Source organism: Streptomyces sp. NPDC101490 (genome assembly GCF_044767145.1).
GTDB lineage: Bacteria > Actinomycetota > Actinomycetes > Streptomycetales > Streptomycetaceae > Streptomyces.
The window spans coordinates 316567-340227 of record NZ_JBIWNI010000003.1 but is presented as its reverse complement, the minus strand read 5'-3'; the positions used below and the strand labels follow the sequence as shown (position 1 = coordinate 340227).

Below are 23661 nucleotides of genomic sequence, written 5' to 3'. Positions count from 1 at the left end.
GACAAGTGCGGCCGGTATGCCGGGGTTTAGTGGATTAAGCCGGGTCGGTCTCCGTCTCGTCCGACGGGTCGATCTCCCGCAGGAGGCCCGTCGTCACGTCGAAGACGAAGCCCCGGACGTCGTCGGAGTGCAGCAGGAAGGGGGAGGTCCGCACCCGCTGCATCGACTGCCGCACGTCCTGGTCCACATCGCGGAAGGCCTCGACCGCCCACGCGGGACGCTGCCCGACCTCGTCCTCCAGCTCGTGCCGGAAGTCCTCGGTCAGCGACTCCAGACCACAGTTCGTGTGGTGCACGAGCATCACGCTGCGGGTGCCCAGGGCGCGCTGGCTGATGGTGAGCGAACGGATGACGTCGTCCGTGACGACCCCGCCCGCGTTGCGGATCGTGTGGCAGTCGCCCAGCTGGAGGCCGAGGGCCGCGTGCAGGTCGAGCCGGGCGTCCATGCAGGCGACGACGGCGACGCGCTGCACCGGCCGCGCGTCCATTCCGGGGTCGGCGAAGCCGGAGGCGTACCGGGCGTTGGCCTCGACGAGACGGTCGGTGACCGTGCCGCTGTTGCGTATGGCATCGGCAGAGGGGTGCGTGGAGGTCGACATGGTTCCGACGTTAACGGTCAAGGGCCCTCCGGGCCCGCTGTGAGAGCGGACAAAGAACCGCATCGGGCCTTGTTGTGAGCTAACCCACAGGAGCCGGCGGCGTGGCCCCGAACGAGTGACTCGCCCGGAACGTCCCCCATCGGGCGACGCGCCAGCGGGTTGATTGACCGGCGCGTGCCGTGGACTAAAGTGACGCGGAGTTCCTGGAGACAACGAGCGATCTTCCGCGGTTTCTCCCCCGTGTGTGCGGCGGTACCTACGGCTCGGCCTCCTCCCGCTCGCCGGTGACCTCCGCGCCCGATCTGAGAGGGCGCATTGAGCAACGACCGACACGTCCCGGTCATGCTCCAGCGGTGCCTGGACATGTTGGCCCCCGCCCTCGAGCGCCCCGGCGCGGTCGTCGTCGACTGCACCCTGGGCCTCGGCGGCCACAGCGAGGCACTCCTGAAGCGGTTCCCCGAGGCGCGGCTCGTCGCCCTCGACCGGGACAAGGAGGCCCTGCGGCTCTCCGGCGAGCGGCTCGCCCCGTACGGAGAGCGCGCCACGCTCGTGCACGCCGTCTACGACGAACTGCCCGAGGTCCTCGACCGGCTCGGCATCCCCGCCGCCGACGGCGTCCTCTTCGACCTCGGCGTCTCCTCGATGCAGCTGGACGAGGCCGACCGGGGCTTCGCCTACGCCCAGGACGCCCCGCTCGACATGCGCATGGACCAGACGACCGGCATCAGCGCGGCCGAGGTCCTCAACACCTACCCGCCGGGCGAGCTGGTCCGCATCCTGCGCGCGTACGGCGAGGAGAAGCAGGCCAAGCGGATCGTCTCCGCGATCGTCCGCGAACGCGAGAAGGAGCCGTTCGACCACAGCGCCCGGCTTGTCGAGCTGATCCGCGACGCGCTCCCGCAGGCCGCCAAGCGCACCGGCGGCAACCCGGCCAAGCGCACCTTCCAGGCCCTGCGCATCGAGGTCAACGGCGAGCTGTCCGTCCTGGAGCGGGCCGTCCCGGCCGCCGTGAAGGCCCTCGCCGTCGGCGGCCGGATCGCCGTCCTCTCCTACCACTCCCTGGAGGACCGGCTGGTCAAGCAGGTGTTCGCGGCGGGCGCCGCCAACACCGCCCCGCCCGGCCTGCCGGTCGTCCCCGAGAAGTACCAGCCCCGCCTGAAGCTGCTCACCCGGGGCGCCGAACTGCCCACCGAGGAGGAGGTCGCCGAGAACCGGCGCGCCGCCCCGGCCCGGCTCCGCGGCGTCGAGCGCATCCGGGAGGACGTCCGGTGAGCACGGCGAAGGGGCCCCACAAAGGGCGGGCCGCCCGGCTCGGACGGCTGATGCCGTCCGGGCCCAGCTCGGCGGCCCGCACCCCCTTCGTCCTGCTCGTCGTGGTGCTCCTCGGCGGCGGCCTGATCAGCCTGCTCGTCCTGAACTCGGCCCTCAACCAGGGCTCCTTCCGGCTGAACGAGCTCAAGAACAGGACCACCGAGCTCACCGACGAGGAGCAGGCGCTCCAGCGGGACGTCGACGACTACGCGGCCCCCGACGCCCTGGAGCGCCGGGCCCGCGAGCTGGGCATGGTGCCCGGCGGCAGCCCCGCCTTCCTCGGCCCGGACGGCAAGGTGCTCGGCGAACCGTCCGAGGCGGTCGCCCCGAAGCCCGGCCCCACGCCCACCGCGGCCCCGACACCCCCGCCGGCCCCCGCGCGCACCACGGCCCCCGCGACCCCGCCGCCCGCCGCCACCGGCTCGGGGACCGCCTCGGGCACCGCGAAGCCGCCCACCGCACCCGGCACCACCGGCACCGGCACCGGCACCGGCACCACCGCACCGCGGACGACCGCGACCGCGCCCGACCCCACGACCTCCGGCAGGTGACCGAGCAGTGCCCCCCAAGGAGCCCCCGCGCCGCCGCGTCCCCGGCCCCGCCCGGCCCGCGCGCCCCCGGCCCGCCTCCGCCGGAGCCCGCCCGTCCCGCCCCGCGCCCCGGCCCGCCCCGCAGCGGACCCCGCCGCGCCCCCCGGCCCGCAGGCCCCGCACCATCCGGCTCGGCAGCCCCCGGCCCCGGCTGCGGCTGATCTCCCTCGGTCTGACGCTCGTCATGCTGGTCTTCGTGGTGCGGCTCCTCCAGGTCCAGGCCGTCGACGCCAGCGCGTACGCGGCCAAGGCCGACAAGTACCGCTTCCAGGAGTACACGCTCTCCGCCGAGCGGGGCGAGATCACCGACCGCAACGGCATCGCGCTCGCCGCCAGCGTCGACGCGTACGACATCACCGCCGACCCCAAGCTCTTCACGCGTGAGGAGTCCAAGGTCAGCGACGCCCCCGAGCAGGCCGCCGCCCTCCTCGCCCCCCTCCTCGGCAAGGAGCCCGCCGAACTGGCGAAGAAGCTCCGCACCCCCAAGTCCCGCTACACCCTGCTGGCCCGCAAGCAGACCCCGCAGGTCTGGAACCAGATCAGGGACCTCAAGCGGGTCTACGGCCAGAAGGCCCAGCGCTCCGCGGGCGGCAACGGCGTCAACCTCCTCGGCGGCGTCCTCAGCGAGCCCAGCACCAAGCGCGTCTACCCCAACGGGGAGCTCGCCGCCGGAATACTGGGATACGTCAACGCCGAGGGCAGGGGCGCGGGCGGCGTCGAGTCCATGCTCGACCCCGAGCTCGCGGGCAAGGACGGCAAGATCCGCTTCACCCAGTCCGGCGGCCGCCAGGTACCCACCGCGGGCTCCCAGGGCACCCCCGCCGTCCCCGGCTCCGACATCGAGCTGACCATCGACCGGGACATCCAGTGGGCCGCCCAGCAGGCCATCACCGACCAGGTCCGCAAGTCCAAGGCCGACCGGGGCTACGTGATCGTGCAGGACACCAGGACCGGCGAGGTCCTCGCCATGGCCAACGCCCCCGGCTTCGACCCCAACGACCTCTCCGCCGCCAACGCCGCCTCCATGGGCAACGCGGCCCTCCAGGACGCCTACGAGCCCGGCTCCACCAGCAAGGTCATGTCCATGGCCGCCGTCCTGGAGGAGGGCAAGGCCGCCCCCGACACCCATGTGACCGTCCCCAACCGGCTCCACCGCGGCGACCGGCTCTTCAAGGACGACATCGACCACCCGACCTGGTACCTGACCCTCAACGGCGTCCTCGCCAAGTCCAGCAACATCGGCACCATCCTCGCCACCGGGCGGCTCGGCGCCACCCAGCCGGAGTCCAACCGGGTCCTCCACGCCTACCTGCGCAAGTTCGGCATGGGCAGCCCCACCGGCCTGAACTACCCGGGCGAGACCCCGGGCATCCTCGCCGAGCCCCAGGACTGGTCCACCTCCCAGCAGTACACGATCCCCTTCGGCCAGGGACTCTCCCTCAACGCCATGCAGGCCGCCTCCGTCTACTCGACCATCGCCAACGGAGGCGTACGCGTCGAACCCACCCTCGTCCGGGGCAGCAAAGGCCCCGACGGACGGTTCGCCCCCGGCCCCAAGCCCAAGGAATCACGGGTCGTCAGCGAGAAGACCGCCCACACCCTCGCCACCATGCTGGAGTCCGTCGTCGGGAACGAGGAGGGCACCGGCACCAAGGCCGCCATCCCCGGCTACCGCGTCGCGGGCAAGACCGGCACCGCCAACCGCGTCGACCCCGAACTCGGCCGCTACAAGGGCTACACCGCCTCCTTCGCGGGCTTCGCCCCCGCCGACGAGCCACGGATCACCGTCTACTGCGCCATCCAGAACCCCACCAAGGGCAGCTACTTCGGCGGCCAGATCTGCGGACCCATCTACAAGAAGGTCATGGAGTTCGCCCTCAAGACCCTCCACATCGCCCCCACGGGCGTCACACCGGCCCGACTGCCGGTCACCTTCGACCCCACCCCGTGACACTCCGGGAGCACCAGTGACAACGATCACCCCCCCATCCGGGAACCGGAAATCGAACTCCGGCGAGGCCCCGGGCTCTTTTGGCCCCCCACAGGGTGCGCCCGGTACGCTCACCGCCGTGCCACACGCTGATCAGTACCGAACGACCCCGCCCCGGCCGGAGCAGGCCCGCCCGACACCCCTGGGCGACCTGGCCGCGCAGCTGGGGGCAGACACCCCCGGAACCGCCGTGATCTCCGGCATCACCCACGACTCCCGGGCCGTGCGCCCCGGCGACCTCTACGCGGCCCTGCCCGGCGCCCGCGTCCACGGCGCCGACTTCGCCGCCCAGGCCGCCGGGCTCGGCGCCGCCGCCGTCCTCACCGACCCGACGGGCGCCGACCGCGCCGCCGCGACCGGCCTGCCGGTCCTCGTGGTCGAGGACCCGCGCGGCCGGATGGGGGAACTCGCCGCCCGGATCTACGGACGGCCCGGCGACGACCTCCTCCAGATCGGCATCACCGGCACCTCCGGCAAGACCACCACCGCCTACCTCGTCGAGGGCGGACTGCGCGGCACCGGACACCGCACCGGACTCGTCGGCACCGTCGAGATGCGGATCGGCGACGAGCGCATCAAGTCCGAGCGCACCACCCCCGAGGCCACCGACCTCCAGGCCCTCTTCGCCGTCATGCGCGAGCGGGGCGTCGACGCCGTCACCATGGAGGTCTCCAGCCACGCCCTGGTGCTCGGCCGGGTCGACGGCTGCGTCTTCGACGTCGCCGTCTTCAACAACCTCAGCCCGGAGCACATGGAGTTCCACTCCGGCATGGAGGACTACTACCGGGCCAAGGCCTCGCTCTTCACCCCGGAGCGCAGCCGCCTGGGCGTGGTCAACCTCGACGACGCGTACGGCCGCAGGCTCGCCGGAGAGGCGACCGTCCCGGTCGTCACCTTCTCCGCCGAAGGCCGCGCCGACGCCGACTGGCGCGCCGAGGACCTCGTCCTCGGCTCCCACGACTCGACGTTCACGGCCGTCGGCCCCCGGGGCGAGCGGGTTCCCGCCACCGCCCCGCTGCCCGGCCCGTTCAACGTCGCCAACACCCTCGCCGCCCTCGCCACCCTCGCCGCCGCGGGCGCCGACCCCGAGGCCGCCGCCGCGGGCGTCGCGGCCGTCCCCGGCGTCCCCGGCAGGCTGGAGCGCGTCGAGGCGGGCCAGCCGTACCTCGCCGTCGTCGACTACGCCCACAAGACGGACGCCGTCGAGTCGGTCCTGCGCTCCCTGCGCGAGGTCACCGACGGCCGTCTGCACGTGGTCATCGGCTGCGGCGGCGACCGGGACACCACCAAGCGCGGCCCGATGGGCGCCGCCGCCGCCCGGCTCGCCGACACCGCCGTCCTCACCTCGGACAACCCCCGCTCCGAGGACCCCCTCGTGATCCTCACCGCCATGCTCGCGGGCGCCGCCGAGGTGCCCGCGGAGGAACGCGGCGAGGTGCTCGTCCTCGCCGACCGCGCCGCGGCCGTCGCCGCCGCCGTCGCCCGCGCCGAGGCCGGCGACACCGTCCTGGTCGCGGGCAAGGGCCACGAACAGGGCCAGGAGGCCGCCGGAACGGTACGCCCCTTCGACGACCGTGAGGTCCTGCGCGCGGCCATCGCCGACCGCTTGCACACCCAGACCACCGCGCCGAGCGGAACAGACAGCCACCAGAACAGTCAGGGATGAAGCAGTGATCGCCCTCTCCCTCGCCGAGATCGCCGAAATCGTCGGCGGGCAGGCGCACGACATACCGGATCCGGCCGCCCGGATCACCGGGCCCGTCGTCATCGACTCCCGGGAAGTGCGGGCCGGCAGCCTCTTCGCGGCCTTCGCCGGTGAGCACGTCGACGGCCACGACTACGCGGAACGCGCCGTCGCCGCCGGTGCGGTGGCCGTACTGGCCGCCCGGCCCGTCGGCGTACCCGCCCTCGTCGTCGACGACGTCCAGACCGCGCTGGGGGCCCTCGCCCGCGCGGTCGTCGCACGGCTCGGCACCGATGTCGTCGCCCTCACCGGATCGGCGGGCAAGACCTCCACCAAGGACCTGATCGCCCAGGTCCTCGACCGGCACGCCCCCACGGTGTGGACGCCCGGTTCGCTCAACAACGAGATCGGCCTGCCGCTCACCGCGCTCCGCGCGGGCGACGAGACCCGGCACCTGGTCCTGGAGATGGGCGCCCGGGGCATCGGCCACATCCGCTACCTCACCGGCCTCACCCCGCCCCGCATCGGCCTCGTCCTCAACGTGGGCACCGCCCACATCGGAGAGTTCGGCGGCCGGGAGCAGATCGCCCAGGCCAAGGGCGAACTGGTCGAGGCACTGCCGTCGGCCGAGGAGGGCGGTATCGCGGTCCTCAACGCCGACGACCCGCTCGTCCGCGCCATGGCGAGCCGCACCAAGGCCCGCGTGACCCTGTTCGGCGAAGCGGACGAAGCGGCCGTACGGGCCGAGAACGTCCGCCTCACGGAGACCGGACAGCCCTCTTTCCGGCTTCACACACCCACCGGGTGCAGCGACGTGACCTTGCGCCTGTACGGTGAGCACCACGTGTCGAACGCGCTCGCCGCGGCCGCCGTCGCGCACGAGCTGGGAATGTCCGTCGAAGAGATCGCCACCGCGCTCTCCGGGGCGGGCACCCTGTCGCGCTGGCGCATGGAGGTCACCGAGCGTCCGGACGGCGTGACGATCGTCAACGACGCCTACAACGCGAACCCCGAGTCCATGCGAGCCGCCCTGCGCGCGCTCGCGTCCATGGGCAGGGCCGCACAGGCCCGAGGGGCTCGTACGTGGGCGGTGCTCGGCAGGATGGCCGAGCTCGGTGACGCATCGCTCGTCGAGCACGACGCGGTCGGACGGCTGGTCGTCCGGCTCAACGTCAGCAAGCTCGTCGCGGTCGGGGACAGGGAAGCGTCCTGGCTGCAACTGGGCGCATATAACGAGGGTTCGTGGGGTGAGGAGTCGGTGCACGTGTCCGACGCGCAGGCGGCGGTCGACCTGTTGCGCAGTGAGCTGCGACCGGGGGACGTCGTCCTTGTGAAGGCTTCCAGGTCGGTCGGTCTCGAACAGGTCGCCCTGGCCCTCCTCGACACCGAGGGCGAGGTCACCGGCCGATGAGGCAGATCCTCTTCGCGGGGGCCATCGGGCTCTTCCTGACACTGATCGGTACCCCGCTGCTGATCAAGCTGCTCGCCCGCAAGGGATACGGGCAGTTCATCCGCGACGACGGCCCCCGGGGCCACGCCGGGAAGAAGGGCACGCCCACCATGGGCGGCATCTCCTTCATCCTGGCCACGCTCATCGCGTACGCCCTGGCCAAGGTCATCACTGGCGAGCCCGTCTCGTACTCGGGCCTGCTGGTGCTCTTCCTGATGACCGGCATGGGCCTGGTCGGCTTCCTCGACGACTACATCAAGATCGTCAAGCAGCGTTCGCTGGGCCTGCGGGCCAAGGCGAAGATGACCGGACAGCTGATCGTGGGCATCGCCTTCGCGGTGCTCGCGCTCCAGTTCTCCGACTCACGCGGCCTCACCCCGGCCTCCGAGCGGCTCTCCTTCATCACCGACTTCGGCTGGACCATCGGACCGGTGCTGTTCGTGGTCTGGGCGCTCTTCATGATCCTGGCCATGTCCAACGGCGTGAACCTGACGGACGGTCTGGACGGCCTGGCCACCGGCGCCTCCGTGATGGTCTTCGGCGCCTACACGTTCATCGGGCTGTGGCAGTTCCAGGAGTCCTGCGCCAACGCGCTGACCCTCACCAACCCCAGCGCCTGCTTCGAGGTCCGCGACCCGCTCGACCTCGCGGTGGTGGCCTCCGCCCTGATGGGCGCCTGCTTCGGCTTCCTCTGGTGGAACACCTCGCCCGCCAAGATCTTCATGGGTGACACCGGCTCCCTCGCCCTCGGCGGCGCGCTCGCCGGTCTCGCCATCTGCTCCCGTACGGAGCTGCTCCTCGCGCTGCTCGGCGGCCTGTTCGTGCTGATCACCATGTCCGTGGTCATCCAGGTCGGCTCGTTCAAGATGACCGGCAAGCGCGTCTTCCGGATGGCCCCCCTCCAGCACCACTTCGAACTCAAGGGGTGGTCGGAGGTCCTGGTCGTCGTCCGGTTCTGGATCATCCAGGGCATGTGCGTGATCGTGGGCCTGGGCCTCTTCTACGCGGGATGGGCAGCGGACAAGTGACAGAACAGCTCGACTGGACCGGCAAGAAGGTCACCGTCGCGGGCCTCGGCGTCTCCGGCATCCCCGCCGCCCGCGTCCTGGCCGCCCGGGGCGCACACGTCACCGTCGTCAACGACGGCGACGACGAGCGCTCCCGGGCCCAGGCCGCGGACCTGGAGGCGGCGGGCATCACCGTCCGCCTCGGCGACGGGGCCACCCTGCCGACCGGCACCGAGCTGATCGTCACCACCCCGGGCTGGCGGCCCGACAAGCCGCTCTTCGCGGCCGCCGCCGAGGCGGGCGTGGAGGTCTGGGGCGACGTCGAGCTGGCCTGGCGGCTGCGGGGCCCGGACGCGGCCCCCTGGCTCGCCGTCACCGGCACCAACGGCAAGACCACCACCGTGCGGATGCTCGCCGCCATCCTGGAGGCGGCCGGTCTGCGGACCGCCGCCGTCGGCAACATCGGCGTCTCGCTCCTCGACGCCGTCCTCGGCGGGGAACCGTACGACGTCCTCGCCGTGGAGCTCTCCAGCTACCAGCTCCACTGGGCCCCCTCGGTCCGGGCGCACTCGGCCGCCGTGCTCAACCTGGCGCCCGACCACCTCGACTGGCACGGCTCCATGGAGGCGTACGCCGCCGACAAGGGCCGGATCTACGAGGGCAACCAGGTCGCCTGCGTCTACAACAGGGCCGACCCGGCGACCGAGGACCTGGTCCGCGAGGCCGACGTCGAGGAGGGCTGCCGGGCCATCGGCTTCACCCTCGGTACCCCCGGCCCGTCCGAACTCGGCGTCGTCGAGGGCCTCCTCGTCGACCGGGCCTTCGTCGACAACCGGCGGGAGAACGCCCAGGAGCTCGCCGAGGTCGCCGACGTCCAGCCGCCCGCCCCGCACAACATCGCCAACGCGCTCGCCGCCGCGGCCCTGGCCCGCGCCTTCGGCGTGGACGCCAAGGCCGTACGGGACGGACTGAAGGCATTCCGGCCCGACCCGCACCGCATCGAACTGGTCGAGGAGGTCGGGGGAGTCGCGTACGTCGACGACTCCAAGGCCACCAACACCCACGCCGCCGAAGCCTCGTTGGCCGCCTACGACCCGATCGTCTGGATCGCCGGCGGCCTCGCCAAGGGCGCGACCTTCGACGAACTCGTCCGGAAGTCGGCGAAGCACCTGCGCGCGGCCGTCCTGATCGGCGCCGACCGGGCCCTGATCCGCGAAGCCCTCGCGCGACACGCCCCGGAGGTCCCGGTGGTGGACCTCGACCGGACCGACACTGGGGCGATGTCCGAGGCGGTCCGCGAAGCGGCCCGGCTCGCCCGCCCGGGGGACACGGTCCTCCTCGCCCCGGCCTGCGCCTCGATGGACATGTTCACCAACTACAACAAGCGGGGCGAGGCCTTCGCGGACGCCGTCCGCGCCCTCGCCGCCACCGGGGACGCCTGACCCGCCCGACGGGGAGGGTCCGGCCGTACCGGGCACGACCGGAGGGGGCAGCGACCATGCCGAGCAAGATCGTCGGGACTCGCAGGCCCTCCGCCGCACGCGGCGGAGGGCGGGCCCCCGCACCGCCGGGACGGCCCCGAGGAGGCCTGAGGGGCCTCCACGAGCGGGCCAGGAAGGCCTGGGACCGGCCCCTCACCGCCTATTACGTGATCATCGGCGCGGGGATGCTCATCACCACGCTCGGCCTGGTGATGGTCTACTCCGCCTCGATGATCACGGCACTCACCTACGACCTGGTGCCCTCCTACTTCTTCCGCAAACAGTTCTTCGCCGCCCTGCTCGGCACCGGACTCCTCCTGCTCGCCTCCCGGATGCCGGTCAAACTGCACCGGGCCCTCGCCTACCCGATCCTGGTCGGCGCGGTCTTCCTCATGGTGCTCGTACAGATCCCCGGGATAGGGCACGCGGTCAACGGCAACCAGAACTGGATCTCCCTCGGCGGCCCCTTCCAGCTCCAGCCCAGCGAGTTCGGCAAACTGGCGCTGATCCTCTGGGGCGCCGACCTGCTCGCCCGCAAGCACGACATGAGACTGCTCACACAGTGGAAGCACATGCTGGTGCCCCTGGTACCCGGCACCTTCATGCTGCTCGGCCTGATCATGCTCGGCGGCGACATGGGCACCTCGATCATCCTCGCCGCGATCCTCTTCGGCCTGCTGTGGACCGCGGGCGCGCCCACCCGGCTCTTCGCCGGGGTGCTCACCGTGGCCGGTGCGATCGGCTTCCTGCTGATCAAGACGAGCGACAACCGGATGAGGCGCTTCGACTGCATCGGCGCGACCGATCCCGGCGGCGAGGGAGCCCCCTGCCTCCAGGCCGCGCACGGAATCTACGCGCTGGCCTCGGGCGGCTGGTTCGGTTCCGGACTCGGCGCGAGCGTCGAGAAATGGGGCCAACTGCCGGAAGCGCACACCGACTTCATCTTCGCGGTCACCGGTGAGGAACTGGGCCTCGCGGGGACGCTGTCGGTACTCGCCCTGTTCGCGGCCCTAGGCTATGCGGGTATCCGCGTGGCCGGAGGCACGGAGGACCCCTTCGTGAGGTTCGCCGCGGGAGGTGTGACCACCTGGATCACGGCGCAGGCCGTGATCAACATCGGTGCGGTGCTCGGTCTGCTGCCGATCGCCGGTGTCCCGCTCCCGTTGTTCTCCTACGGTGGGTCGGCCCTGCTGCCGACCATGTTCGCCGTCGGGCTCCTCATCGCCTTCGCGCGACAGGAACCCGCCGCGAAAGCGGCCCTGGCCATGCGCCGCCCCGGCTGGGGCAAGCGGGCCGGGGTGAGATGGAAGTCGATGCGACGGCGCGTCAAGAAGCGTCCGTCCGGAGAGCGGTGAATTTCGGTGCATGTCGTACTCGCCGGCGGGGGGACCGCCGGCCACATCGAGCCCGCGCTGGCCCTCGCGGACGCCCTGCGCAGGCAGGACCCCACCGTGGGGATCACGGCGCTGGGCACGGAGAAGGGTCTGGAGACCCGGCTGGTGCCCGAGCGGGGCTATGAGCTGGCGCTCATCCCCGCCGTACCGCTGCCCCGCAGGCCCACCCCCGAACTGATCACCGTCCCCGGGCGGCTGCGCGGCACGATCAAGGCTGCCGAGCAGGTCCTGGAGCGCACCAGGGCGGACTGCGTGGTGGGCTTCGGCGGCTACGTGGCCCTGCCCGGCTATCTCGCGGCCAAGCGCCTCGGGGTGCCGATCGTGGTCCACGAGGCCAACGCCAGGCCGGGACTCGCCAACAAGATCGGTTCGCGGTACGCGGCCGGGGTCGCCGTCGCCACCCCGGACAGCAAGCTCCGCAACTCCCGCTACATCGGCATCCCGCTGCGGTACACGATCGCCACCCTGGACCGGGCCCGGGTGCGGCCCGAGGCGCGCGCCGCCTTCGGGCTGGACCCGAACCTGCCGACGCTGCTGGTCTCGGGCGGCTCGCAGGGCGCCCGGCGGCTCAACGAGGTGGTCCAGCAGGTCGCTCCGGTGCTCCAGCGCTCGGGCATCCAGATCCTGCACGCGGTCGGCCCGAAGAACGAGATGCCGCGCGTCGACAACATGCCCGGTATGCCGCCGTACGTGCCGGTACCGTACGTGGACCGGATGGATCTCGCGTACGCCGCCGCCGACATGATGCTCTGCCGCGCGGGTGCGATGACCGTCGCCGAACTCTCCGCCGTCGGGCTGCCCGCCGCGTACGTCCCGTTGCCGATCGGCAACGGCGAACAGCGGCTCAACGCCCAGCCGGTGGTGAAGGCGGGCGGCGGACTCCTCGTCGACGACGCGGAGCTGACACCGCAGTGGGTGCAGGGCAACGTCCTGCCCGTACTGGCCGATCCGCACCGGTTGTACGAGATGTCCCGCGCCGCCGCCGAGTTCGGCCGCCGGGACGCCGACGACCTGCTCGTCGGCATGGTGTACGAGGCGATCGCCGCCCGCCGTCAGGCGTAGCGCGGCGGCTGAGGGCAGGAGGCGCCGGATGGCAGCCGGACCGACGACGGCCGAGAAGAGCGGCACGAGCAGGCCGAAGGGGCCGTCGGGTGGTCCGTCCGGCGAGGGTGCCCGGAATCGTAGGTTCCGGGTGCCCGGCACCCGAACGCTCCTCATCGCGTCCGGCGTTCTCGTGCTCGTGGTCGCCGGGATCTGGGCGCTCTACGGCTCCTCCTGGTTCCGTGTGGAACGTGTGAAGACTTACGGCACGGCGGTGCTGACCCCGCGTGAGGTCGAGGCGGTCGCCGCCGTGCCGGTGGGCGCCCCCCTCGTCTCCGTCGACACCGACGGCATCGAGGCCAGGATCAGGGCCCGGCTGCCGCGCGTCGAGTCGGTGGACGTGGTCCGCTCGTGGCCACACGGAATCGGCCTGAAAGTGACGGAACGGCAGCCCGTCCTCGTGATGGAGAAGGGGGGGAGGTTCACCGAAGTGGACAGGACCGGAATGCGGTTCGCCACGGTGCCCACCGCCCCCAAGGGCGTCCCCCGGCTCGTCCTGGACGTCGCCTCCTCGCCCAGCCTCCGCCGCTTCGGCGCGGACCGGCTGCTCGACGAGGCGGTGCGCGTACGGGGTGAACTCCCGCCCCGAATCGCCCGGGACACTCGTGTCGTGCGCGTCACCTCGTACGACTCCGTCACTCTGGAGCTGAGCGGGGAGCGCACCGTCTATTGGGGCAGCGGGGAACACGGTCCGGTCAAGGCCCGGGTCCTCACCGCGCTCATGAAGGCCACCCCCAAAGCGGGGCACTTCGATGTAAGTGCCCCCACGGCGCCCGCCTCGTCCGGGAGTTGACGCACATCGCCCCTGGCCAGCACCCTGGTTGGCCAGCGCTACGGGTGATCACATAGGGTGAAAAGAAAAACGGGAGGTTCGGCGTGTTCGTTGAACGTGCGCCACTTGTCGACTTAGTGTCCTGTTCGGAAGAGTCCAGCGAACAGAGACACTGGTAACCCTAAACTTGAACGTTAGGGTTTGGGTCGGCGTTTCGGACCGTCCCAATCGGCATCCGTCGGAGCAGCGCGACCAACGCGCGGCGACGCACGTAACTCGAGGCGAGAGGCCTTCGACGTGGCAGCACCGCAGAACTACCTCGCAGTCATCAAGGTCATCGGTGTCGGCGGCGGTGGTGTCAATGCCATCAACCGAATGATCGAGGTCGGCCTCAAGGGCGTCGAGTTCATCGCGATCAACACCGACGCGCAAGCGCTGTTGATGAGCGACGCCGACGTCAAGCTCGACGTCGGCCGTGAACTCACCCGCGGCCTCGGGGCCGGGGCCAACCCGGCCGTCGGTCGCAAGGCGGCAGAGGACCACCGTGAGGAGATCGAGGAGGTCCTCAAGGGGGCCGACATGGTCTTCGTCACCGCAGGCGAAGGCGGCGGCACCGGCACCGGCGGCGCCCCCGTCGTGGCCAACATCGCGCGCTCGCTCGGCGCCCTGACGATCGGTGTGGTCACCCGGCCGTTCACCTTCGAGGGCCGCCGTCGCGCCAACCAGGCGGAGGACGGCATCGCCGAACTCCGCGAAGAGGTCGACACCCTCATCGTCATCCCCAACGACCGGCTCCTGTCGATCTCGGACCGTCAGGTCTCCGTGCTCGACGCCTTCAAGTCGGCCGACCAGGTGCTGCTGAGCGGCGTCCAGGGCATCACGGACCTCATCACCACCCCCGGCCTGATCAACCTCGACTTCGCCGACGTCAAGTCGGTCATGTCCGAGGCCGGTTCGGCCCTCATGGGCATCGGCTCCGCCCGGGGCGACGACCGCGCGGTGGCCGCCGCGGAGATGGCGATCTCCTCGCCGCTCCTGGAGGCATCCATCGACGGCGCCCGCGGCGTACTGCTCTCCATCTCCGGCGGCAGCGATCTCGGTCTCTTCGAGATCAACGAGGCTGCCCAGCTGGTCAGCGAGGCCGCCCACCCCGAGGCCAACATCATCTTCGGCGCCGTCATCGACGACGCCCTGGGCGACGAGGTCCGGGTCACCGTCATCGCGGCCGGCTTCGACGGCGGTCAGCCGCCGGCCCGCCGGGACACCATCATGGGCTCGGCCTCCGGCAAGCGCGAGGAGCCGGCTCCGGCGCCCCGCCACACCGAGACCTCCCGCCCGATGGGCGGACTCGGCACCGTCGCCCCGCGCGAGGAGCCGGTACGCGCTCCGGTCGAGCCGGTCCCGGCCGTCAACGAGATCCCGCTGCCGCCCGCCCCGCCGGTCGTTCCGCCGGCCCGCCCGTACGCGGACTCCCAGGCCGAGGAGCTGGACGTCCCGGACTTCCTGAAGTGATAGGTCGACGCTTCGACGCGAACGGCGCGCACTTCGCCTTCACCGACCGGTGGGGCGGGGTGAGCGCCGTTCCGTACGAGGAGCTCAACCTCGGCGGCGCGGTGGGGGACGACCCCGGGGCCGTGCGCGCCAACCGGGCGCTCGCCGCGGACGCCCTCGGCCTCGACCCGGCGCGGGTGGTCTGGATGAACCAGGTCCACGGCGCCGACGTCGCCGAGGTGGACGGCCCGTGGCCCACCGGGGAGATCCCCCCGGTGGACGCGCTCGTCACCGCCCGGCGGGGCCTCGCCCTCGCCGTGCTCACCGCGGACTGCGTCCCGGTCCTGCTCGCCGACCCCGTCGCCGGGGTCGTGGCCGCCGCCCACGCCGGGCGTCCCGGGATGGTGGCGGGGGTCGTCCCCGCCACCCTCGCGGCCATGGTCCGGCTCGGCGCCGATCCCGCCCGTGTCGTCGCCCGCACCGGCCCCGCCGTCTGCGGGCGTTGCTACGAGGTGCCGGAGGCGATGCGCGCCGAGGTCGCGGAGACCGAACCCGCGGCGAGCGCCGAGACGAGCTGGGGCACCCCCGCCGTCGACGTCACCGCCGGAGTGCTCGCCCAGCTCGACCGACTGGGCGTCACCGACCGGCGGTCCTGCGGGATCTGCACCCTGGAATCCGCTGACCACTACTCGTACCGCCGCGATCGCACCACCGGGCGACTCGCGGGATATGTCTGGCTGGACTGAGAAGAGACATGACGGACCGCACGTCGGAACTCGCCGAGAACCTGGCCCGGGTGGAGGCGCGCATCGCCGCCGCCTGTGCCGCCGCCGGTCGCGCGCGGGAGGAGGTGACGCTCGTCGTCGTCACCAAGACCTACCCCGCGAGCGACGTCAGAATCCTGCACGGGCTCGGGGTGCGGCACGTCGCCGAGAACCGGGACCAGGACGCCGCCCCCAAGGCGGCGGCCTGTGCCGACCTCGACCTGACCTGGCACTTCGTGGGCCAGTTGCAGACCAACAAGGTCAGGTCCGTGGTCGGTTACGCCGATGTGGTCCAGTCCGTCGACCGGCTGAGGCTCGTCTCCGCGCTCTCCGCCGCCGCGGAGCGGGCGGGCCGTGAGCTCGGCTGTCTCCTCCAGGTGGCGCTCGACGCGGAGTCCGGTCAGCGGGGCGACCGGGGCGGGATCGCCCCGGACGGGATCGAGGAGTTGGCGGCGGCGGTCGACGCGGCTCCCGCGCTGCGGCTCGACGGACTGATGACCGTGGCCCCGCTGGCCGGTCCGTACGCCGGGCGGCAACGCGCCGCCTTCGACCGGCTGATGGATCTGTCGACTGTCCTGCGCGCGGACCGCCCGGCTGCGAACATGGTGTCAGCAGGGATGAGTGCGGACCTCGATGAGGCCGTGGCGGCCGGGGCGACACACGTACGCGTCGGTACTGCGGTACTCGGAGTCCGCCCGAAGCTCGGGTAACGTCGCCAAGCAGGTCGGACCACAGCAGAAAATATGGTCATTCCGTAAAACAGGCGGAACGACCCGTGGATCGCACACTTGGTGACGAGGCCGATCCACCACAGAGCGGAGGACTCAGAGAATGGCCGGCGCGATGCGCAAGATGGCGGTCTACCTCGGCCTCGTGGAGGACGATGGGTACGACGGCCGGGGGTTCGACCCCGACGACGACTTCGAACCCGAGCTGGAGCCGGAGCCCGAGCGCGACCGGCGGCACACCCCTCCGCGCCAGGTGGAGCGAGAGGAACCGGTGCGAGTGGTGCAGCCTCCGGCCCCTCGGGAGCCGATCGCCCATTCCGTCCCGGTACTCGCCGAAAGCGGACGTCCGGCCCGAATTGCCCCCGTGGCATCCATCACACCCGAACGCCCGAGCCTGGAGAAGAACGCGCCGGTGATCATGCCCAAGGTCGTGTCCGAGCGGGAGCCCTACCGCATCACCACGCTGCACCCCCGGACCTACAACGAGGCCCGTACCATCGGGGAACACTTCCGTGAGGGCACTCCGGTGATCATGAATCTCACGGAGATGGACGACACCGACGCGAAGCGACTTGTCGACTTTGCCGCCGGACTCGTCTTCGGGCTCCACGGCAGCATTGAGCGCGTGACGCAGAAGGTGTTCCTGTTGTCGCCTGCTAACGTCGATGTCACGGCGGAGGACAAGGCCCGGATCGCAGAGGGCGGATTCTTCAACCAGAGCTGAGAACACGAGAACCGGACGGACCGGTCGCGAAGCGGCCGGAACAAGTTGAGAGCACGAAAGCCAGGGGAGAGGGAAGCGCGGGATGGGCGTCGCACTACAAGTGGTCTACATCGCGCTGATGTGCTTCCTGGTTCTACTGATCGTCCGGCTCGTCATGGACTACGTCTTCCAGTTCGCCCGTTCATGGCAACCCGGTAAGGCGATGGTGGTCGTCCTTGAGGCCACCTACACTGTCACCGATCCACCGCTCAAGCTTCTGCGGCGACTCATCCCGCCGCTGCGTCTCGGGGGCGTGGCACTCGACCTGTCCTTCTTCGTTCTGATGATCATCGTCTACATCCTGATCTCCCTCGTGAGCAGCTTCGCGAGGTGAATGTGGACGATACGGTCTTGCCGACTGCCGACGACTACGTAGAGGTGAAGAAGAGATGCCGCTGACTCCCGAGGATGTGCGGAACAAGCAGTTCACGACCGTCCGCCTTCGAGAAGGCTATGACGAGGACGAGGTGGATGCCTTCCTCGACGAGGTCGAGTCCGAACTGACCCGCCTGCTCCGCGAGAACGAGGACCTGCGCGCCAAGCTGGCCGCCGCGACGCGTGCCGCCGCGCAGAACCAGCAGCAGCAGGGCATGCGCAAGCCCCCGGAGCCGCAGGACCGTCCCGTCGGACCCGGCGCGCCGGTGCCCGCCGCCATATCGGGACCGCCGGTCCAGCAGCAGCCGCCGCAGATGGGCCCGCCGCAGCTGCCGTCCGGTGCCCCCCAGCTTCCCGCCGGTCCGATGCAGGGCGGACCGATGGGTCCCGGCCAGATGCAGGGTGGCCCCATGCAGGGCGGCCCGATGCAGGGCGGTCCCATGCAGGGCGGACCCATGGGTCCCGGCCAGCTCCAGGGCGGACCCATGCAGGGCGGTCCCATGCAGGGCGGCCCGATGCAGGGCGGTCCCATGCAGGGCGGACCGATGGGTCCCGGCCAGATGCAGGGCGGCCCCATGGGTCACCCGCAGCAGATGCAGCAGCAGATGCCGCCGCAGATGCAGCAGCCGCAGCAGGGCCCCGGTGGCGACAGTGCCGCCCGTGTCCTCTCGCTGGCCCAGCAGACCGCCGACCAGGCGATCGCCGAGGCCCGTTCCGAGGCCAACAAGATCGTCGGTGAGGCGCGTTCGCGTGCCGAGGGCCTGGAGCGGGACGCCCGTTCCAAGGCGGACGCCCTGGAGCGGGACGCGCAGGAGAAGCACCGTGTCGCCATGGGCTCCCTGGAGTCCGCCCGCGCCACCCTGGAGCGCAAGGTCGAGGACCTGCGGGGCTTCGAGCGCGAGTACCGCACGCGGCTGAAGTCGTACCTGGAGTCGCAGCTGCGTCAGCTGGAGACGCAGGCCGACGACTCGCTGGCCCCGCCGCGGACCCCGGCGGCGGCCTCCCTGCCGCCGGCCCCGTCGATGGCCTCGGCCGGTGCGGGTGCGCCGTCCTACGGCAGCACCGGCGCGATGGGCGGTGCGCCGTCCATGGGCGGTGCCCCCTCCTACGGCGGTCAGCAGCAGATGTCTCCGGCGATGACCCAGCCGATGGCTCCGGTCCGTCCGCAGGCTCCGCAGCCGATGCAGCAGGCGCCCGCGCCGATGCGCGGTTTCCTCATCGACGAGGACGACAACTGACGGCGGGCGGTCGCGCGATGAGCGCGTAGCCGTCGGCAGGCTGAAGGGCCGGGCCCCCGGGAAACCGGGGGCCCGGCCCTTTGCCGTGGGCGGGGGCGGGCCGACACGGCCGCGGGGCGATGGGGTGCCGGGCGGGCTCATGGGCAGGTCCGTGACACGGACTTGGGCCGTGCGGGGCCGGGCGGCGGCCAGGAGCACGGGCCCGCCCGCGGCGGGACCCCCCCGCCCCTGACTGGATCCGGGGCCAGCCCTGCCCGGAACATGGGCCCCACCCCGGACCCGGACGCACGGGGGTGGCGGCGCGGGGGAGTCCGAGGGTTGCCGTTCCGGAGCGGGTAGGCGAAAGGCCCGGCTCCCCCTTCCGGGGAGCCGGGCCTTCCGGGGACGTCAGGCCTTGCGGAGGCGGAACGTCAGGGACAGCGACTCGTCCGTGAACGGCGCCCCGTAGGACGCGTCGGCCTCGGCCTGGGCGTAGTCCGTCGACAGGACCTCGTCCGCGATCAGTTCCGCGTGGGCCGTCAGGGCCTCCGCCGTCTCCGGGGAGTCCGTCAGCCAGCGCAGGGCGATCCGGTCGGCCACGTCCAGACCGCTGTTCTTGCGGGCCTCCTGGATGAGCCGGATCGCGTCACGGGCCAGACCGGCCTTGCGCAGCTCCGGGGTGATCTCCAGGTCCAGGGCGACCGTGGCGCCCGCGTCCGAGGCGACCGACCAGCCCTCGCGGGGGGTCTCCGTGATGATGACCTCCTCGGGGGTGACGGTGATGGTCTCGCCGTTCACCTCCAGGCTCGCCTCGCCGGTCCGCAGGGCCAGGGAGAGCGCCGCCGCGTCGGCCGCGGCCACCGCCTTCGCCACGTCCTGGACGCCCTTGCCGAACCGCTTGCCCAGGGAACGGAAGTTCGCCTTGGCGGTGGTGTCGACGAGCGAACCGCCGACCTCGGAGAGCGAGGCCAGGGAACTGACGTTCAGCTCCTCGGTGATCTGCGCCCGGAGTTCCTCGGAGAGGGCAGCGAAGCCGTTCGCCGCGACCAGGGCCCGGGAGAGCGGCTGACGGGTCTTCACCCCGGACTCCGCGCGGGTGGCGCGGCCCAGCTCGACCAGCCGCCGGACGAGCAGCATCTGCTCGGAGAGCGTCCTGTCGATCCGGGAGGTGTCCGCCTCAGGCCAGGTGGACAGGTGCACCGACTCCGGGGCGTCCGGCGTCACGGGCACCACCAGGTCCTGCCAGACCCGCTCCGTGATGAACGGGGTCAGCGGGGCCATCAGCCGCGTGACCGTCTCGATCACGTCGTGGAGGGTGCGCAGGGCCGCCTTGTCGCCCTGCCAGAAACGGCGGCGGGACCGGCGCACGTACCAGTTCGACAGATCGTCGACGAAGGCCGAGACGAGCTTGCCGGTGCGCTGGGTGTCGTACGACTCCATCGCCTCGGTCGTCTCGGCGACCAGCGTGTTCAGCTCGGACAGCAGCCACTTGTCGAGGACCGGGCGGTCGGCCGGGGCCGGGTCGGCGGCGCTCGGCGCCCAGCCCGCGGTCCGCGCGTACAGGGCCTGGAAGGCGACCGTGTTCCAGTACGTCAGGAGGGTCTTGCGGACGACCTCCTGGATCGTGCCGTGGCCGACCCGGCGGGCCGCCCACGGTGAGCCGCCGGCCGCCATGAACCAGCGGACGGCGTCGGCGCCGTGCTGGTCCATCAGCGGGATCGGCTGAAGGATGTTGCCCAGGTGCTTGGACATCTTGCGGCCGTCCTCGGCGAGGATGTGGCCCAGACAGACCACGTTCTCGTACGAGGACTTGTCGAACACCAGGGTGCCGACGGCCATCAGGGTGTAGAACCAGCCGCGCGTCTGGTCGATCGCCTCGGAGATGAACTGCGCCGGGTACCGGCTCTCGAACAGTTCCTTGTTCTCGTACGGGTAGCCGTACTGCGCGAACGGCATCGAGCCCGAGTCGTACCAGGCGTCGATGACCTCGGGGACGCGGGTCGCGGTCTTCCCGCAGCCCTCGGCGGGGCAGGCGAACGTCACGGCGTCGATGTACGGGCGGTGCGGGTCGAGCCCGGACTGGTCGGTGCCGGTCAGCCCGGTCAGCTCGGCGCGGGAGCCGACGCAGGTCAGGTGGTCGTCCTCACAGCGCCAGATCGGCAGCGGGGTGCCCCAGTAGCGGTTGCGGGAGAGCGCCCAGTCGACGTTGTTGGTGAGCCAGTCGCCGAAGCGGCCGTGCTTGACCGAGTCGGGGAACCAGTTCGTCCGCTCGTTCTCCGCGAGCAGCCGGTCCTTGACCGCGGTCGTACGGATGTACCAGGACGGCTGCGCGTAGTAGAGCAGGGCCGTGTGGCAGCGCCAGCAGTGCGGGTAGCTGTGCTCGTACGCGATGTGCCGGAAGAGCAGCCCGCGCGCGTCCAGGTCGGCGGTGAGCGCCTCGTCGGCCTTCTTGAAGAAGAGGCCGCCGACCAGCGGCACGTCCTCCTCGAAGGTGCCGTCGGGGCGGACCGGGTTCACGACCGGCAGGCCGTACGCCTTGCAGACCTTGAGGTCGTCCTCGCCGAAGGCGGGGGACTGGTGGACCAGACCGGTGCCGTCCTCGGTCGTCACGTACTCGGCGTTGACGACGTAGTGCGCGGGCTCGGGGAACTCGATGAAGTCGAAGGGGCGCCGATAGGTCCAGCGCTCCATCTCCGCGCCGGTGAACGACTCGCCGGTGGTGACCCAGCCCTCGCCGAGCGCCTTCTCCAGCAGCGGCTGGGCGACGACGACCCGCTCGTCGCCGTCGGTGGCGACCACGTAGCTGACCTCGGGGTGGGCGGCGACCGCCGTGTTCGACACCAGGGTCCACGGGGTCGTCGTCCAGACGAGGAGCGCCGCCTTCCCGGCCAGCGGGCCGGAGGTCAGCGGGAAGCGCACGTACACCGAGGGGTCGACGACCGTCTCGTAGCCCTGCGCCAGCTCGTGGTCGGACAGCCCGGTGCCGCAGCGCGGGCACCAGGGGGCGACCCGGTGGTCCTGGACGAGCAGGTCCTTGTCGAAGATCTGCTTCAGCGACCACCAGACCGACTCGATGTACGAGGGGTCCATGGTCCGGTACGCGTCGTCGAGGTCGACCCAGTAGCCCATGCGGGTGGTCAGCTCGGCGAAGGCGTCGGTGTGCCGGGTCACGGACTCGCGGCACTTGTCGTTGAACTCGGCGATGCCGTACGCCTCGATGTCCTTCTTGCCGGAGAAGCCGAGCTCCTTCTCGACGGCGAGCTCGACCGGCAGGCCGTGGCAGTCCCAGCCCGCCTTGCGGGCCACGTGGTAGCCGCGCATGGTCCGGAAGCGGGGGAAGACGTCCTTGAAGACGCGGGCCTCGATGTGGTGCGCGCCGGGCATGCCGTTGGCGGTGGGCGGGCCCTCGTAGAAGACCCACTCCGGGCGGCCCTCGGACTGCTCCAGGCTCTTGGCGAAGATCTTGTTCTCCTGCCAGAGATCGAGCACGGCGTGCTCCATCGAGGGCAGGTCGACCTGGGCGGGCACCTGGCGGTACTGCGGCGGTGTCATCGGTTCCTCCGGCGGACTGGTGTCGTTCCGTCGGAGGGACGAGAGCGCTGCTCCCGCGGTACCACCCTCCTTGGCCCAGGGCGGGCACGCCCCGAGCCCCCTCATTGGGGTGCGACGCCGGGTCTAGTCACCGCGTCGTGCTGCGGCTTTCTTCCGACGGCTCCGGGGTGATGCTTCACATCGGGCTGACCCCCGGGCTCTCACCGTCCCCGGGTCGCTCATGGCCGCGTACGACGCTACTCGTCCCCATCCAAGCCTTTCGCTCCGCCCAGTGTAAGGGCCCGGGGCGGAGAAGGCGGACCGGATTTCCCGTGACCCGAATGGCCATATGCGGCGGCCGGACCCGGGATGCGGCCATGTGGGGGAGGGCGGGCCGGATTACCCGGCGGGGAGCTGGGAACAACGGAGGCAGGTCCGCCCCGAGGGAGGCGGGGGCGGGGCGGGAACGGCGGCGTGCCCCGTTGCCGCGGGCCCCGGGCCGATTTATCGTCCCACCACGGTGCGCGAGCAAGATCACAAAATGTGAAGGGGCCGCGACATGGTGGCGAAGAAGACCGCCGCGAAGAAGACCTCGGCCGCCGGTTCCACCGGTCCGGCCGGGGGTGCCGAGGACGTGGCCGGGGCGCCGCCACCGGCCGGTGGACCGCCGGCGGACCCGGGCGCGGCGGACGTCACGGAGACGCCCGCCGCGAAGAAGCGCGCCGCGAAGAAGGCGGTGGCCGGGAAGAGCGCGGCGGCGAAGAGGACCACGGCCGGGAAGACCGCCGCGAAGACCGCCACCGCGAAGAAGGCGGCGGTGGCGGGTGCCGGGGACCCGGCCGCCGCCGGGGAGAAGCCGCCCGGGAGGACCCGGGCGAAGAAGGCGGCCGCCGGGAAGGCGCCCGCCGCCGAGCAGCGGACAGGAGCCAGGACGGTGACAGCGAAGAAGACCGCGGGTGGCGTCACGGCCGAGGAGGACGGGGCCGTGGTGCCCACGGCCCGTACCGGCGGGCTGGCGGTGCGGCCCGGCGAGGAGCCGTGGACCCCGGCCGAGGTCACCGAGGCCCGTACCACCCTCCAGTCCGAGGTGCTCCGGCTGCGCAGCGAGCTGGCGCACTCGCGGGAGGAGCTGACCGGTCTCATGCGGAACTCCGGCGACGGCGCCGGGGACGACCAGGCCGACACCGGCACCAAGAACATCACCCGGGAGCACGAGCTGGCCCTCGCCGCCCACTCCCGCGAGATGCTGGAACAGACCGAGCACGCCCTGGAACGGCTCGACGCGGGCACGTACGGCCTGTGCGAGGTGTGCGGGAAGCCGATCGGCAAGGCGCGGATGCAGGCCTTCCCCCGGGCCACGCTCTGCGTCGAGGACAAGCAGCGGCAGGAGCGGCGCGGCTGAGGTCTCGGCTGC

Annotated in this window: 19 protein-coding genes; 17 read left to right on the top strand and 2 right to left on the bottom strand. The window is 71.7% G+C overall.

Translation table 11 applies throughout. The annotated features are described in order from the left end of the window. Nucleotides 1-34: 34 nt before the first annotated feature. Entirely contained in the window at nt 35-598 is a 564-nt protein-coding gene (locus tag ACIRQY_RS09165) for a beta-class carbonic anhydrase (protein WP_403923230.1), read from the bottom strand. A 315-nt stretch (nt 599-913) separates the two neighbouring features. Between ACIRQY_RS09165 and rsmH the strand changes: the two genes are divergently transcribed. From rsmH to ACIRQY_RS09085, 16 genes are all read left to right on the top strand, one after another. Further along, on the top strand, nt 914-1870 hold the full coding sequence (gene rsmH, locus ACIRQY_RS09160; protein ID WP_351779343.1) for a 16S rRNA (cytosine(1402)-N(4))-methyltransferase RsmH: 957 nt from the start codon (nt 914-916) through the stop codon (nt 1868-1870). Then, nucleotides 1867-2460, top strand: a complete 594-nt coding sequence (locus tag ACIRQY_RS09155) for a septum formation initiator family protein (RefSeq protein WP_403923228.1) — start codon at nt 1867-1869, stop codon at nt 2458-2460. The genes rsmH and ACIRQY_RS09155 overlap by 4 nt, the downstream gene beginning before the upstream one ends. 7 nt (nt 2461-2467) lie before the next feature. Continuing rightward, the gene (locus tag ACIRQY_RS09150; RefSeq protein WP_403923226.1) at nt 2468-4450 is read left to right on the top strand and encodes a peptidoglycan D,D-transpeptidase FtsI family protein; all 1983 of its coding nucleotides are present in this window, start codon (nt 2468-2470) and stop codon (nt 4448-4450) included. Nucleotides 4451-4466: 16 nt separating this feature from the next. Then, complete coding sequence (locus ACIRQY_RS09145; RefSeq protein WP_403923225.1) at nt 4467-6155, top strand: UDP-N-acetylmuramoyl-L-alanyl-D-glutamate--2,6-diaminopimelate ligase; 1689 nt, start codon at nt 4467-4469, stop codon at nt 6153-6155. A gap of 4 nt (nt 6156-6159) precedes the next feature. Continuing rightward, on the top strand, nt 6160-7584 hold the full coding sequence (gene murF / locus ACIRQY_RS09140) for a UDP-N-acetylmuramoyl-tripeptide--D-alanyl-D-alanine ligase (protein WP_351779332.1): 1425 nt from the start codon (nt 6160-6162) through the stop codon (nt 7582-7584). Further along, complete coding sequence (gene mraY / locus ACIRQY_RS09135; protein WP_403923224.1) at nt 7581-8651, top strand: phospho-N-acetylmuramoyl-pentapeptide-transferase; 1071 nt, start codon at nt 7581-7583, stop codon at nt 8649-8651. Before murF ends, mraY begins: the two co-directional genes overlap by 4 nt. Beyond that, nucleotides 8633-10072 (top strand): UDP-N-acetylmuramoyl-L-alanine--D-glutamate ligase, encoded by a 1440-nt coding sequence (gene murD, locus ACIRQY_RS09130; RefSeq protein WP_403923223.1) that lies wholly within the window; start codon nt 8633-8635, stop codon nt 10070-10072. The genes mraY and murD overlap by 19 nt, the downstream gene beginning before the upstream one ends. 56 nt (nt 10073-10128) lie before the next feature. Then, nucleotides 10129-11466, top strand: coding sequence for a putative lipid II flippase FtsW (gene ftsW, locus ACIRQY_RS09125; protein ID WP_403923221.1), 1338 nt, complete (start codon nt 10129-10131; stop codon nt 11464-11466). A gap of 6 nt (nt 11467-11472) precedes the next feature. Beyond that, entirely contained in the window at nt 11473-12567 is a 1095-nt protein-coding gene (gene murG, locus ACIRQY_RS09120; protein ID WP_351779320.1) for an undecaprenyldiphospho-muramoylpentapeptide beta-N-acetylglucosaminyltransferase, read from the top strand. 28 nt (nt 12568-12595) lie between these two features. Next, the gene (locus ACIRQY_RS09115) at nt 12596-13399 is read left to right on the top strand and encodes an FtsQ-type POTRA domain-containing protein (protein WP_351779317.1); all 804 of its coding nucleotides are present in this window, start codon (nt 12596-12598) and stop codon (nt 13397-13399) included. A gap of 276 nt (nt 13400-13675) precedes the next feature. Continuing rightward, entirely contained in the window at nt 13676-14890 is a 1215-nt protein-coding gene (gene ftsZ / locus ACIRQY_RS09110; protein ID WP_403923219.1) for a cell division protein FtsZ, read from the top strand. Beyond that, nucleotides 14887-15615: a peptidoglycan editing factor PgeF gene (gene pgeF / locus ACIRQY_RS09105; protein ID WP_403923217.1), complete on the top strand. Its 729-nt coding sequence runs from the start codon at nt 14887-14889 to the stop codon at nt 15613-15615. Before ftsZ ends, pgeF begins: the two co-directional genes overlap by 4 nt. An 8-nt stretch (nt 15616-15623) precedes the next feature. Beyond that, the gene (locus ACIRQY_RS09100) at nt 15624-16343 is read left to right on the top strand and encodes a YggS family pyridoxal phosphate-dependent enzyme (protein WP_403923215.1); all 720 of its coding nucleotides are present in this window, start codon (nt 15624-15626) and stop codon (nt 16341-16343) included. A 121-nt stretch (nt 16344-16464) separates the two neighbouring features. Continuing rightward, on the top strand, nt 16465-17085 hold the full coding sequence (locus tag ACIRQY_RS09095) for a cell division protein SepF (RefSeq protein ID WP_030693462.1): 621 nt from the start codon (nt 16465-16467) through the stop codon (nt 17083-17085). Between the two features lie 82 nt (nt 17086-17167). Beyond that, nucleotides 17168-17458, top strand: a complete 291-nt coding sequence (locus ACIRQY_RS09090) for a YggT family protein (RefSeq protein ID WP_351779305.1) — start codon at nt 17168-17170, stop codon at nt 17456-17458. A 55-nt stretch (nt 17459-17513) separates the two neighbouring features. Next, complete coding sequence (locus ACIRQY_RS09085) at nt 17514-18737, top strand: DivIVA domain-containing protein (protein WP_351779302.1); 1224 nt, start codon at nt 17514-17516, stop codon at nt 18735-18737. A 387-nt stretch (nt 18738-19124) separates the two neighbouring features. On the opposite strand, the gene ileS is transcribed toward ACIRQY_RS09085, so the two are convergent. Then, nucleotides 19125-22268 (bottom strand): isoleucine--tRNA ligase, encoded by a 3144-nt coding sequence (ileS, locus tag ACIRQY_RS09080; protein WP_403923212.1) that lies wholly within the window; start codon nt 22266-22268, stop codon nt 19125-19127. 538 nt (nt 22269-22806) lie between these two features. On the opposite strand from ileS, the gene ACIRQY_RS09075 reads away from it, so the two are divergent. After that, nucleotides 22807-23649: a TraR/DksA family transcriptional regulator gene (locus ACIRQY_RS09075; protein ID WP_403923210.1), complete on the top strand. Its 843-nt coding sequence runs from the start codon at nt 22807-22809 to the stop codon at nt 23647-23649. Nucleotides 23650-23661 lie beyond the last annotated feature (12 nt).

What these genes read in the sequence shown, in the direction of transcription:
- ACIRQY_RS09165 (WP_403923230.1), bottom strand. Translation starts at nt 598, where the DNA reads ATGTCGACCTCCACGCACCCCTCTGCCGATGCCATACGCAACAGCGGC.
- mraY (WP_403923224.1), top strand. Translation starts at nt 7,581, where the DNA reads ATGAGGCAGATCCTCTTCGCGGGGGCCATCGGGCTCTTCCTGACACTG.
- murD (WP_403923223.1), top strand. Translation starts at nt 8,633, where the DNA reads ATGGGCAGCGGACAAGTGACAGAACAGCTCGACTGGACCGGCAAGAAG.
- ftsW (WP_403923221.1), top strand. Translation starts at nt 10,129, where the DNA reads ATGCCGAGCAAGATCGTCGGGACTCGCAGGCCCTCCGCCGCACGCGGC.
- ACIRQY_RS09115 (WP_351779317.1), top strand. Translation starts at nt 12,596, where the DNA reads ATGGCAGCCGGACCGACGACGGCCGAGAAGAGCGGCACGAGCAGGCCG.
- ACIRQY_RS09100 (WP_403923215.1), top strand. Translation starts at nt 15,624, where the DNA reads ATGACGGACCGCACGTCGGAACTCGCCGAGAACCTGGCCCGGGTGGAG.
- ACIRQY_RS09095 (WP_030693462.1), top strand. Translation starts at nt 16,465, where the DNA reads ATGGCCGGCGCGATGCGCAAGATGGCGGTCTACCTCGGCCTCGTGGAG.
- ACIRQY_RS09090 (WP_351779305.1), top strand. Translation starts at nt 17,168, where the DNA reads ATGGGCGTCGCACTACAAGTGGTCTACATCGCGCTGATGTGCTTCCTG.
- ACIRQY_RS09085 (WP_351779302.1), top strand. Translation starts at nt 17,514, where the DNA reads ATGCCGCTGACTCCCGAGGATGTGCGGAACAAGCAGTTCACGACCGTC.
- ileS (WP_403923212.1), bottom strand. Translation starts at nt 22,268, where the DNA reads ATGACACCGCCGCAGTACCGCCAGGTGCCCGCCCAGGTCGACCTGCCC.
- ACIRQY_RS09075 (WP_403923210.1), top strand. Translation starts at nt 22,807, where the DNA reads ATGGTGGCGAAGAAGACCGCCGCGAAGAAGACCTCGGCCGCCGGTTCC.